The organism is Anabaena sp. CCY 9910 (assembly GCF_963920875.1).
Taxonomy (GTDB): Bacteria; Cyanobacteriota; Cyanobacteriia; order Cyanobacteriales; family Nostocaceae; genus Trichormus; species Trichormus variabilis.
On record NZ_CAWUDJ010000016.1, the window covers coordinates 83215 to 95924 of the forward strand.

Sequence of the window (12710 nt, forward strand, 5' to 3'; positions counted from 1 at the left end):
CCCCAATACCTACAAAAGAATATCCTTCAGCGCATAAATCACTTGATCTTGCTGTTCGGTTGTTAATTCAGGAAACATGGGTAAGGATAAAACTTCATTGCAAGCTTGTTCTGCAACTGGTAATTGTCCTGGCTGATAACCGAGATATTGATAAACTGGTTGCAAATGTAAAGGGTAGGGATAGTAAACCATCGAGCCTACTTGCTTTTCTTGCAAGCTATTTTTTACCGCCTCCCGGTGTGTGGCGCTATTACCATTCCTTCCTGCGGTGATGACGCGAATAGTATATTGATTCCACACGCTCACTCCACCAGCTAGTTCTTGCGGGGGGATGATACCGGGAATTTGACTGAGATATTTTTGGTAATAGGCGGCGATCGCTTGTCTTTGGCGATTCCAAGTATCAAGATAAGGTAGTTTAATCTGTAAAATTATTGCTTGAATCGCATCTAAGCGGCTATTAACACCTATTTCTTCATATTGATAACGATGTCTCTGTCCATGTTCCTTGATGATCCGCACCTTGGCCGCAATTTCTGGATCGTTGGTTGTAATCGCGCCACCATCACCGCACGCACCTAGATTTTTGGTGGGGTAGAAGCTAAAACAGCCAATATGTCCAATACTACCGACCTTTTTGCCGCCCCAAGTCGCGCCTGTAGCTTGAGCGCAATCTTCAATTACTGCGATATTGTGAGCTTGAGCGATCGCCATTAGCGTTGTCATATCCACCGGCTGTCCAAATAAATGCACTGGGATAATCGCTTTGGTTCGGGGTGTAATCGCCGCCGCTACTTGCTGTAAATCTAGGTTAAAACTTGTCTCATCGATGTCAACAAATACCGGCTTTGCACCTACGGCGCTGATCACTTCAGCCGTAGCAACAAAGGTGAATGGTGTAGTAATTACTTCATCGCCTGCACCGATTCCTAAGGCGCGTAAAGCTAGAAATAGAGCGTCCGTACCAGAATTACAAGCGACACAATCAGTAACGCCATGATAAGCAGCAAATTGTTGCTCAAAACTTGCGACTGGAGGGCCACCAATATAACGCCCAGAAGCCAGTGCTTCTACAACGGCTCTGCTGACTTCGGCTTCTATGGAAGCATATTGCTGCTTGATATCAAAGGCGGGAATCGAACTTAGGCTTTGGATCATGAGTTTTCATTTTGTCTGAAGATACAAAGAATACATTCCGACTGTCAATTTTGACTGGGGAAATTTTTCTTTAAAGAAATTTAAAAGGACTGTCGCTCTAGATACGCATTAAACAAGAATTATTACTGAAGTAATTTTATGGGTAAGACTTAGAACAGTGGTAAGTTATGAGTGCCTGTTCGACAACTGACATAGTGGAATAGTCATTGGTCATTAGTCCATAGTCCATAGTCAATAGTCCATAGTCCAAAACCTTCATTTTTAGTGTTTAACTATTGACTATTGACTGTTGACTGATTAGGAAGTGGAGAAGGGATGCAGGGTTTGATTAGTTTGGATTTAGTTGATTTAGTGATGGCGGTGGGATTGATGGCGATCGCTATTGGGTTGTCTGCTTGGGAAGGATTGGGGCTAGAGTTGAATTTAGCGATCGCTACTGGCAGAACTATCCTACAGTTGTTGGTTTTGGGGTATGTTTTAGACTTCATCTTTGCTCTAGACAATCCTGGGGCAGTTTTGGCGATTTTGGGGGTGATACTGACGATTACGGCGATTGTCGCACGAAATCGCATCAGTCAGAAAATTCCTTATGTATTGCCTCTCGTATGGGGAGCAATTTTTATCAGTACTGCCCTGACAGTTTTTTACACCACCTTCTTAATCATTCAACCAGATAGATGGTACGAGCCGCGCTATGTAATTCCCCTGACGGGGATGGTGTTGGGTAATGCGATGAATGCGGCGGCGATCGCTGGGGAACGGCTTGTCAGTTCGATGAACTCTTTTTCCACGGAAATTGAAACCCATTTGAGCTTGGGTGCAACTCCAGCACAAGCTGTCAGCCAGTACCGTAAGGAAGCAATCAGAGCCGCATTACTCCCCACTTTGAATCAAATGATGCTTGTCGGGATGGTAGCTATCCCCGGAATCACCACCGGACAGTTACTCGCTGGGATTAATGCCCTGGATGCGGTATCTTATGAGATTGTGATTATCTTTATGGTTGCGATCGCCAACCTACTCACAACTGTTTTACTAACCAAAGGATTGTGTCGGCAGTTTTTTAATTCTGCGGCGCAGTTAGTCAGGTGAGTAGAATAAGTGGTGTAGCCTAAAATTAAAATTAACGTGACGTTCTCTATTAGCTAAAGTGACAGAATCTTTGCCATTGCGCGATCGCTATCTTGCTCTCATTGATGAAATTGTCCAGATGACTCTCCAGGGCAAAATTAGCTCTGTGGAGATGGTCTATCAGATGCTGCAAAAAGGTATACTGGCTGGGACGGGGGAAGTGTTTGAGTTGGTTTTAAGCGATCGCCTCAATACTAGCCAAGCTCAGGTGGATAGTGAACAAGATGAGTTGAAGAAAGCTAAGGCTAACCGGAGTTTACGGGCGATTAAGACGATTCAAAGTCAATGGCAAAGATACGCCCAGCAGAATAAAGCCACGGAAGCGATCGCCTCAGCCGTGCAGGAAATCACTACAGCCTCAGCAAGCGATCGTTTGGCTACATTTTTACGTATTATTGACCCTAACTTAAAAAATCCCCTCAATCTGTCGCAACTCCAGCAATTAGGCAAATCATTACAGCAATTCGCCCAGTTTGATCCTGATATCCAGCAAATATCACAAGGAATCACCCGTGGTGTAGCCGCTTGGCAAAGGTTACAAGATCACCTAGTTAGCTGGATGTATGAGTCAAATCAAGCCCTGGGGTTTGGTGGTGTACCCGGAGAAACTGGCCCTTGGGCGACTTGGGCAAAAAAAGTTAATAGCGAATTACCCCAGGCTTTATTTCGCAGCCTAGCTGTAGAACAATCTGCCATCCCATTTGTAGAGCAGCATAGCAGTATTACTCTCGCTGATTGGGTGGAAATCGCCTTAATTTTTCAGTATTTGCAACGAGGGTTAGTTAACTGGTTCGACCAGCAAGCATACAATATTCAAGCAGGGTCGAAGTTGTCGATTTCTACTTTCCTGACCTTTGCAGTGCTTTGGAGTCAGTTAGCAAGCGGTTTTCAAGGTAAAGCCGAATACAGCAATGGCTGTTCGCAAATCATGTTGCAAACTCTACGAACCTTTGCCCAGCGTCCCTATTTTCCTCTTTACGGTGGGATTTTTGCATCATTTTCGGGTAGTTATTTGCGGGATGCTTTAGATTATTTAGACGAACCCTTACGCAAAGTTGAGCGAACCCAAGAGAAAGCGCGAATTTTGACGTTGTTAGGCTATTCTCAACGTGCTTTAGGGCAATATCAGCGTTCTATCAAGTTTCACGAGCAAGCATTAGAAATTGCCAGGAACGCAGGCGATCGCCCTTGTGAAATCGCCAATCTTAATCACCTCAGCCGCACCTATGTACAAGAACAAGATTATGCTGAAGCCATTAATAATAGTCAGAGAGCATTAATGTTAAGTAGGCAAGCAGGAGACAAGACAGGTGAGACTAATGCACTGGTAAATCTAGGTTACAGCGAAGTGATGCAGGCGCAAAAGTTGGAGCAAGTAGAGCCAGAAACCTATGAAAGAGCAATTAGTTATTTAGAACAAGGGTTAAAGTTATCAGAAAAATCTGGTGATATTCAAAGTAAGGCTTTGTGTGTCAGTAGTTTAGGTATTGCATATTTAGTGATTGGTCAACCACAAGATGCTATTAAATATTTAGAAGATGGTTTTAAAACAGCACAAATTTCTGGTGATTTGTATCTCCAAGGTAGAAATTTAGCTTATCTGGCCGAAGCTTGTTATCAATTACAAAACTTGGAAAAATCTATTTATACTGGTTGTCTGGGAATGTATTTATTAGAGCAAATTGCCTCTCTAGAATGGCGACAAGCAGCCGGATTATTGACTATTTTACAAGGACAAATTGGGTTAGAAGCTTTTCAAAATTTACTACAGCAAAGCCGCAGTAAAATCATATCAATTATTGGGGTGGACGGCTATGATTACATTCCGAAATTGTTAGCACAGTATCAGGAAGATATATAACTTCACAGCCCATGAGACTGCCTCCCCTTATGTGTTTGGCTGTATTTAATTTTGAATTTTGTACTCCTGCGGAGAACCCGTAGGCTATTTTGAATTTTGAATTGATTCACTCTATTTCTTCACAGCGAATTAGTAGCTTTTCCATCGCTTCTGCTAAAGAAATTAAATCATTCCATGAGGAACCACTAACTAAACTCTGGGCGTGGGCTAATCGGTTGCGTAATTGTTCAGCAGACTTTAAAAAGCGTTCACCAGCGCGTTTTGATTTTAATTCTAGTTGTTCCAGCAGTTCTGGTTGATGTAAGACTAACTCTCGCTTGTCACAAAATTGCAGGTAATCTAGTAAATCTGTGGCTTCGTTTCTTTCTTGACTTTCGCGCCATAACCTCCGTGCAACTTCTAGGCGATCGGGTTTGAGAACTTTCTGCCAAGTATCTTGGGGATAGTAAAGTCTTACCAACCTCAGCAGATTCATTTCCAGCAAAGTAACTAAACCAAAGAGCAACATTCTCACGGGTGCTTTCTGCAAGTCACCACAGGTAACAATCCCACTCACCTGATTACAGTCGAGGACAAACAAACGCGGGTTCTGTTGCAAGATGGGTAGTAACTTCATCAGTGGGGTAGAAATCGCAATCAGTTCTTTGGGATGAAACACTCGCTGATAGTCACTGCACTTACCAGATTTAACTTGCACCAAGCTAGCGCGTTCAATATAGCCAGTGATTGTATCACCCGTTTCCACACCAACAACATCAAAATCTTGCGATCGCATCCACCCCAACACCTCTACTACCTCCGCCTCTGCTGGTATGGCTTTCAAGGCTTCAGCTACATATTCAATTGTGATATTGTTCTCAAACAAGCTCCGCAAGTCTTGGGAACGGGATTTTAAGTGTTTCATCTACCCTTAGCCACAGACGTAATTCGTAATTCGTAATTTAACCTGAATAGATGATTGTCGCGGCTACTTAAACAACACTCTCGCGCTCTGGGTGGAAATTTCCCAACCCTCTTCAAACTTCAAGCGCCCAGACTAGACAGCCTGAGCGCTTGAATATTAGGTTGCAGGGAAAATCTGCTAAGTTATGGAATTAAGCAGGCATCATTTGCATGGATCTGCAAGCTTCTGCACATTTGCGACAAGCCATTGCACAGTCCATCATCATTTGATCATCTCTCATTTGTTCGCAGGCCATAGCAGTGCGATCGCACATTTCTGCACACAGCATACAAGTGCGTCCCATAAATTCGGAACCACCCATCATCATATTCACGCACATCATGCACATTTCTGAGCAGTCGCGCATCATCCCCATCATGCTCATATCCATCTGCATACCGCCCTTGCTCATGCAGTAAGTCATGGTTTCCATGCACATTTTATGACAATCCATACAAGCTTTCATACAGGCTTGCATTTCGGTAGTCATAGATTCAGTCATCATCATCATCATCATAGGAAATACCTCGTGAATCTTTGATGTACAAATAGCCTTTTACAAGGACTACTCATAACAGTAACCATATCTTTTTAAGGAATCAATAGTACTTTCAACATAGAAATTTATAAGCCTACTTTCCCGATAGAATTACTGGTATTTTAGCCTTGAACCACAAGGATTCTGGGTGCTGCTTACGGAAGTTCTTACCAATCAAGCCTCGCAAACACCTGTAACCTATTAGGATTGGTTAAGACTCGCCAAAATTTTCACCCAGAATCAAACATTGAAGTTAAAAATTACTCCATTTAAAGTCATATTTTTTTGACAAAAACCTTGAAAAAGATTTATTAATTTATATGAAGACATATTTTATTGAGTTACATCATCCCCAAGCTAGATGTTAAAAACTATAAAAATCATATTTGAATATTGAACAAACGTCAGTATTTGTAGGGTGAGCATTGCCCACCATATCCGGGTTTTGGTGGGCAATGCCTACGTATAATTCACAAATCAAATAATAGTCCCATATAAATTGTAAAAAGTTAATTACAAAATCCAAAATGTAAAATCTTTTTAAATAGTGATAAATATGATTTTTAGATATCACATCATCATATAATAAATTATTGTTAATAATTACAAATTACTGCACTTGCTTAATTATGAATAAATCCCAAAACAGTGGAATACTGGAACAGCTTGTCAACACAATAATGGGTGTAAAAACTGGTAATCAACAACAATCACCAAATACATCAATAGCCGCTACACAAGAACTAGATATCAAAGCAGTTGTAGTTTATAAACTAGGAACTATCCTCCAAATAGGAGCTATGATTCTTGCGTTGCTGGGAATGGAAAAATTAATCATCTTGATAGATAACAATTCTTCTTTACCCAATTGGTTTAGCACTTTATTAACGGCATTATTTTTCACCTTATTAAGTCTCCGTTCCCGAATTTTTTCTCTCTTAGATAATACCCGTTCTCGTCAAACATACGACCAAGTAATCAGACCAAGATGGTCTCCTCCACCCTTAGCATTTCCCATAGTTTGGATGATCATTGCGGTTTTGCGGGTAATTTCTTCAGTATTAGTTTGGCAGCAAATGAATCACCAATTTTTAGTAATTCCTTTCATTCTATTTGTAGTACATCTGGCTTTGGGAGATACTTGGAATACAATTTTTACTGTAGAACGCAGACTAGGTGCGGCTGTACCTGTAGTGATTTTAGGCCCCTGGTTATCTGCGGTAGTGGTGACAGCAATTTATTGGCAAACTAGTCCTGTAGCGGGAATGATTTTATCTTTTTCTTGTGTATGGCTAACCGTAGCGGCCGCATTGGTATTAAGAATTTGGCAGCTAAACGGATCTGAGCCATTGTATCCTGTAAAACTCACACCAGTGGAGGAATAAGTCTATTGTTTCCAGTTGTGTGTTATCTCTCTGACTAGTAAATTTTGGTGTTTCTATCAATTAACAGTAATTGCCGTCTTGTGTTGATCTTAGCTTATCAAAATATCGCGTGCGATCGCACTACTCCACTAACAACGATACTTACAACGGGTTTATACTGCTGCCAATTTAGTGCTTGTGTGTGATTATCAAATGATTTATTAGAAATACTCGACTACCGCAGCAATAGCCATAGCAATATCTTCCATGAGTTCAGGCGAACAAACTCCAATTTTACGGATGAATCTTTGCACATCCATACCGCGCAGTTGTAAAACATCAACAGCAGAAGTTTTAGTTAAATTATTGCTTGCGTCTGGTTCAAGTTTGACGTGCCAGATATTACCAGTGTAGTATTCTTTCCAGTCTGTGATAGGAGCAATTAATTTAATTGGTAATTTACCAACACCATCAGAACTTACTACCACAGCAGGTCTGATTTTTTTGATTTCTGCTCCTAGTGTAGGGTCAAAATTAGCAAGCCAAATATCGCCCCGTCTAGCGGTAGGAGAGCTAGTAGTCAAGCAAGTCTCCTGTCTCTAATTCTTGCCACTCTTTATCTTGTTGGTAATGTAGTAACATTTGCTCGGCTTGTTCTGCCAGTATGCGCCGCCTTTCTTCTAATGGCAATTTCATAAACTCGCGTCGGTTTATGCTTTGAGGTTTTACGGCGATGTCTATTGTTTCTAGTTGTGTGTTATCTCTCTGAGTAGTAAATTTTGATGTTTCCATAAATTAACAGTAATTGCCGACTTGTGTTGATCGTAGCTTATCAAATATTACCTTGTTCAAAGGCATAATTGCAGGCTATATAAAATAGGTAAGCTGCGGCTTGCTCATAAATTTTAGGATGTAAATACTCACCGTCAAAAGTTAGTTGAGGTTGGGAAAGAGCAGATTCTAAAATTCAACCCCAGCTACCACTATTGAGACTCTGGATGATTTGAGGATGCCAGGATTTGAATTAATCTTGAAAGAAATTCATAAGCTAACGATGTCAATAAATTAGTTTGTGCTTCAATTTCGCTTGGTGGAAATACAAATGAGACATTTTTCATGGCTGATTCAGCCTGGTTATCAAATGTTTGACTATCAAGCACTGCCTCAATGCTAAAATTGCCTGACTGGACAAGCATAGAACCGTATTCAAGAAATACATTACTTAGATTTTGGTATGTATCTATTGCTCTTAAAGTGACTCTAATATAACGCAGAGGATAAATACTACTTGAAGGCTCAGTCAGTTCAACTTCATAACTAAAAACTTGTGATTCTTGATATTTGTCACTAGAAACCAGTAAGTTCCAGGTATTTAAATTAGGTATTGACTGCTGAACATCACTAGCAGCTTGTCTAATTTTGTTTTCGTCTAACATACATTTTCTATTTGTACTATTTGTAAATGTAAATATGTGGTAAAAACAAATACGGTTCAGTTAATGCTAAAATTTGGAGTCTGTGAGTAAGAAAAAGTTCGTAGTAAGGACTGAAGTTCTTAGATGAGGACTAAAGTCGTCACTACAAACTATTTTCTTAACTGAACTATATTGTGGTAAAAACTTACAAAGTCTTTGTTCTTAGTACAAACCAAAACGATACATTCTTGTTAAAAGACTGACTCAATCTTTTTTCTTAAATCAGCTAAACTAAGAGCAACATAACCATTTCGAGCAAGTTTATATTGTTCTAGTAGTAATTTAGATATCTCGTTTTGGTACTTAGTCAAACCATAACTCCTAATATCTGATAGTAAAGACTTAATTCCACAATACAAATTAAATTCCGTGAAAGAAGGGTAAAACTTACGGTGTCCTGAAGCATCCTGACTTACGTAACAGTCAAACATTCGTATAAATTGCTCTGGGGTCATTCGCTTATCTTGCTCAGGGGTTGCTTGATCAGCCATACTCATACTGTCTCTCTAGACTTGCTATATAAATACTCTAGCCATAACCGACAACAAGACAAAAGCGGTAGAGGAATCTACCCTCTACCGCTTGCTAATTTTTATTTGAGTTGAGACTCAATCCCAAACTTTAACTATGACTCAACACCTTGGGGTAATAATTCCCGGCGCTGTTGAGAAGTAACTTGTACATTGCCGTTGTCGTCGATATCAATGAGGGCGACATCACCATCTTTGATGCGACCTGACAGAATTTCTTCTGCTAGGCTATCTTCCAACAGGCGCATAATTGCTCGGCGTAACGGTCTTGCACCGTAGCTGGGGCTGTAACCTTCTTCGATGAGGCGGCCTTTGAAGCGATCGCTTACTTCTAAAGTTATACCTTTTTCGGTGAGGCGACCAAATACTTCCTTGAGCATAATGTCCGCAATTTCGGTAACTTCGGCTTTGCTCAACTGACGGAAGACGATAATCTCATCTAGACGGTTGAGGAATTCAGGACGGAAGTATTGCTTCAGTTCTTCGTTCACCAAGGAGCGAATGCGGTTGTATTGTGTTTCGGTTTGGTCTTCGGAGAACTCGAAGCCGATACCGCCACCACCTTTTTCGATTACCTTGGAACCGATGTTGGATGTCAAAATCAGCAAGGTGTTTTTGAAGTCAACGGTGCGTCCTTTGGCATCTGTTAACCGACCATCTTCTAAAATTTGCAGCAGCATATTGAAGACATCGGGGTGGGCTTTTTCGATTTCGTCGAACAGCACCACCGTGTAAGGACGACGGCGTACAGCTTCGGTTAATTGACCACCTTCGTTATAACCAACATAACCTGGAGGTGAACCAATCAACTTGCTGACGGTGTGGCGTTCCATGTACTCGGACATATCCAAGCGGATCATTGCTTCTTCGGAACCGAAGAAGTAGGAAGCCAAGGATTTCGCTAATTCAGTTTTACCTACACCAGTCGGCCCAGAGAAGACAAAGCTAGCAATGGGTCGGTTGGGATTCTTCAAACCGACACGAGCGCGACGGATAGCCCGTGAAACTGCTTTCACCGCATCTTCTTGTCCGATTAAGCGCTGGTGCAAGGTGTCTTCCATGTGCAGCAGCTTTTCGGATTCGGATTCGGTGAGCTTGTTGACGGGAACGCCTGTCCACGAAGCCACGATGTGAGCAATGTCTTCTTCTGTCACTACAGGTTCTTGACCTTCGCTACCAGAAGCATTGGTTTTGCTTTGGGCGATCGCGCGGATTTCGGCTTTGATTTCCATTTCCCGATCGCGCAGTTCCCCGGCTCTGTCAAAGTCTTGGGAACGGACTGCATCATCTTTTTCTTTTAAGATTTGGCGCAGTTCTTTATCTAACTCTTTGGCTGCGGGGGGCAGCTGAGAGTTCATCAACCGCACGCGCGAACCAGCTTCATCAACCAAGTCGATGGCTTTGTCTGGCAGATAGCGATCGCTAATATAACGATCAGATAATTTTGCTGCCGCAACTAAGGCTTCATCGGAGATTTTCAGCTTGTGGTGTTGCTCGTAGCGATCGCGCAAACCATATAAAATTTCTATTGTTTCATCGACGGAGGGTTCACCGACCATCACTGGCTGGAAGCGGCGTTCTAGCGCTGCGTCCCGTTCGATGTGCTTGCGGTATTCATCTAAGGTTGTCGCACCGATACATTGCAATTCACCTCTTGCCAAGGCTGGCTTGAGGATATTTGCCGCATCGATTGCGCCTTCGGCCGCACCTGCACCGATGAGGGTGTGTACTTCGTCTATTACAAGTATTACATTACCCGCTTGACGAATCTCATCCATGATTTTCTTCAAGCGTTCTTCAAATTCACCCCGGTACTTGGTTCCCGCTACGAGTAAACCGATATCTAGTGTCACAACACGCTTATCTTCAAGGATGTCGGGGACATCTTTGTTAGCGATGCGTGATGCTAGACCTTCGGCGATCGCGGTTTTACCAACCCCAGGTTCACCAATCAATACGGGGTTATTTTTTGTCCGGCGACCCAAAATCTGAATCACACGCTCGATTTCCTTGGCGCGTCCCACCACAGGATCAAGCTTGTTATCAGTTGCCATTTGGGTCAGGTTCGATCCGAATTCATCCAAAGTAGGTGTTTTGGTGCGTCCCGATTGCCCGGTCGCCGAAACCTCTGCTGTTTCTCCCAGCATTCGGATGACTTGGGTTCTAACTTTAGATAGATCCACCCCCAGGTTTTCTAGCACCCTGGCTGCCACACCTTCCCCTTCCCGGATCAGGCCCAACAGCAGATGCTCGGTGCCAATGTAGTTATGGCCTAATTGGCGCGCTTCTTCTAGGGATAGTTCCAGAACCCGCTTTGCCCGTGGCGTAAACGGAATTTCCACGGCCACAAAGCCTGAACCCCGGCCTATGATTTTTTCTACCTCAATGCGGGCATCTTTGAGATTGACACCCATCGATTTCAGCACCTTGGCCGCAACTCCCGTACCTTCCCCGATCAGACCCAGGAGGATCTGTTCGGTTCCGACGAAGTTGTGACCTAAACGGCGGGCCTCTTCTTGGGCCAGCATGATTACCTTAATGGCTTTTTCTGTGAAGCGTTCAAACATGGCATTTTTCCCATCACCTGCGTCGTGCCGGTACGCTGATTTTAGCACAGGCTAAGAGTTTGGATGTCTGTATCCAAAGATAATCAGCATCCAACAGCTATCACACAAGTTGATGGCTTGATTATTATTTGTTTATTACTGCCGCCCTGCCAACTTTACTGAGGAGTTTGAGTTTATCAGCATTTTTGGGCTTGAATAAAATACAAACGAATATTAAATTTGTGATTTTATTAAACGATCACAAATATCCATTATTAGCACAAACAGGGTACTCTAATCAAGAGTATCTCTAATTAAATTAGTTATTTAAAACCAATAATATTCTTTTATTAAATATTCTGATAGATGAATTTCAGCAAAAATAGATATTTTCTCATTAACTTAGTTGTTTTCCATATCGACAACTAAGCCAGGGTATGTGTTGGGAGGGGAAGAAGCAGGGGGAGCAGGGGATGCAAGAGGAGCAAAGAAGAATAACTATGGACTATTGACTATGGACTATTGACTATTGACTATCGACCAAGAATATTTTTGCAAGCCATCTTGAATAATAGTTGCCCAGTGCGCCAATGTCTCCTGAAACTGGGGATATTGTAAGTCTGGAAGCCAGAGTATGAGGGCATCTTCACCATTATCTTGGTAATAAGCACGCCGCCTTCCTGCTGTTTGGAACCCAAATTTCTGGTATAAAGATATTGCGGCTTTGTTAGAGGCTCGGACTTCGAGGGTGGCTCGTTCTAGGCCGCGATCGCTAGCTGTTCTCAATAGGAAATATAATAAAGCCTGTCCTAAACCTTGATGGTGATATTGGGGATGAACAGCCAAAATTGTAATATGGGCTTCTCCGACAATTGACCAAAAACACCCCATACCCAAAAGTTTGATAGAGGAAGTGGGGGAAAATAGACCGAGTAAATCACTGTTGGGACTATCCAACTCTCTTTGGTAGCCCTCCATAGTCCAAAGTCCACCAAAACAGGCTTGATCTAGTTCGAGGATTGCACTTAAATCCTTTGAGGTGAGTGATTGAAGTTTTAATTTTGATGAGATCACTTTTATTTGGATAAGATTACAAACCCTTTGTAAACTGGGATCGGGACAGTTAATTCACGCCCGTAATTTGAACAAGGACAATTTATATAG

At 42.2% G+C, this 12710-nt stretch carries 13 protein-coding genes; 3 read left to right on the forward strand and 10 right to left on the reverse strand.

The window, feature by feature from the left end; translation table 11 throughout:
- Window positions 1–9: 9 nt before the first annotated feature.
- Window positions 10–1158, reverse strand: a complete 1149-nt coding sequence (locus ACM5QX_RS14135) for a DegT/DnrJ/EryC1/StrS family aminotransferase (RefSeq protein WP_414754088.1) — start codon at window positions 1156–1158, stop codon at window positions 10–12.
- Window positions 1159–1473: 315 nt separating this feature from the next.
- On the opposite strand from ACM5QX_RS14135, the gene ACM5QX_RS14140 reads away from it, so the two are divergent.
- A complete protein-coding gene (locus ACM5QX_RS14140) occupies window positions 1474–2250 on the forward strand; it encodes an ABC transporter permease (RefSeq protein ID WP_414754090.1) in 777 nt (258 codons plus the stop codon).
- A gap of 58 nt (window positions 2251–2308) precedes the next feature.
- Window positions 2309–4150 (forward strand): tetratricopeptide repeat protein, encoded by a 1842-nt coding sequence (locus tag ACM5QX_RS14145; RefSeq protein WP_414754092.1) that lies wholly within the window; start codon window positions 2309–2311, stop codon window positions 4148–4150.
- Between the two features lie 106 nt (window positions 4151–4256).
- On the opposite strand, the gene ACM5QX_RS14150 is transcribed toward ACM5QX_RS14145, so the two are convergent.
- The gene (locus ACM5QX_RS14150) at window positions 4257–5054 is read right to left on the reverse strand and encodes a hypothetical protein (protein ID WP_414754093.1); all 798 of its coding nucleotides are present in this window, start codon (window positions 5052–5054) and stop codon (window positions 4257–4259) included.
- A 190-nt stretch (window positions 5055–5244) separates the two neighbouring features.
- Window positions 5245–5607, reverse strand: coding sequence for a four-helix bundle copper-binding protein (locus ACM5QX_RS14155; protein WP_414754094.1), 363 nt, complete (start codon window positions 5605–5607; stop codon window positions 5245–5247).
- Between the two features lie 653 nt (window positions 5608–6260).
- On the opposite strand from ACM5QX_RS14155, the gene ACM5QX_RS14160 reads away from it, so the two are divergent.
- Entirely contained in the window at window positions 6261–7016 is a 756-nt protein-coding gene (locus ACM5QX_RS14160) for a TspO/MBR family protein (RefSeq protein ID WP_414754096.1), read from the forward strand.
- 200 nt (window positions 7017–7216) lie between these two features.
- Here the strand turns inward: ACM5QX_RS14160 and ACM5QX_RS14165 are convergent, their stop codons facing one another.
- The 7 genes from ACM5QX_RS14165 to rimI all read right to left on the reverse strand — a co-directional run bounded on the left by ACM5QX_RS14165 (window position 7217) and on the right by rimI (window position 12620).
- On the reverse strand, window positions 7217–7579 hold the full coding sequence (locus tag ACM5QX_RS14165; RefSeq protein WP_414754097.1) for a type II toxin-antitoxin system PemK/MazF family toxin: 363 nt from the start codon (window positions 7577–7579) through the stop codon (window positions 7217–7219).
- Window positions 7569–7787 carry a hypothetical protein gene (locus tag ACM5QX_RS14170; RefSeq protein WP_010997156.1) on the reverse strand — a complete coding sequence of 73 codons (219 nt, stop codon included), beginning with the start codon at window positions 7785–7787 and terminating at the stop codon, window positions 7569–7571. Before ACM5QX_RS14170 ends, ACM5QX_RS14165 begins: the two co-directional genes overlap by 11 nt.
- Before the next feature lie 40 nt (window positions 7788–7827).
- Window positions 7828–7962 (reverse strand): Fic family protein, encoded by a 135-nt coding sequence (locus tag ACM5QX_RS14175; RefSeq protein ID WP_414754132.1) that lies wholly within the window; start codon window positions 7960–7962, stop codon window positions 7828–7830.
- 16 nt (window positions 7963–7978) lie between these two features.
- On the reverse strand, window positions 7979–8431 hold the full coding sequence (locus tag ACM5QX_RS14180) for a hypothetical protein (protein WP_414754099.1): 453 nt from the start codon (window positions 8429–8431) through the stop codon (window positions 7979–7981).
- Between the two features lie 230 nt (window positions 8432–8661).
- Window positions 8662–8961 (reverse strand): hypothetical protein, encoded by a 300-nt coding sequence (locus ACM5QX_RS14185; protein WP_414754100.1) that lies wholly within the window; start codon window positions 8959–8961, stop codon window positions 8662–8664.
- Between the two features lie 134 nt (window positions 8962–9095).
- Entirely contained in the window at window positions 9096–11567 is a 2472-nt protein-coding gene (locus ACM5QX_RS14190; RefSeq protein WP_414754133.1) for an ATP-dependent Clp protease ATP-binding subunit, read from the reverse strand.
- Between the two features lie 498 nt (window positions 11568–12065).
- Window positions 12066–12620, reverse strand: a complete 555-nt coding sequence (gene rimI, locus ACM5QX_RS14195) for a ribosomal protein S18-alanine N-acetyltransferase (RefSeq protein WP_414754101.1) — start codon at window positions 12618–12620, stop codon at window positions 12066–12068.
- Window positions 12621–12710 lie beyond the last annotated feature (90 nt).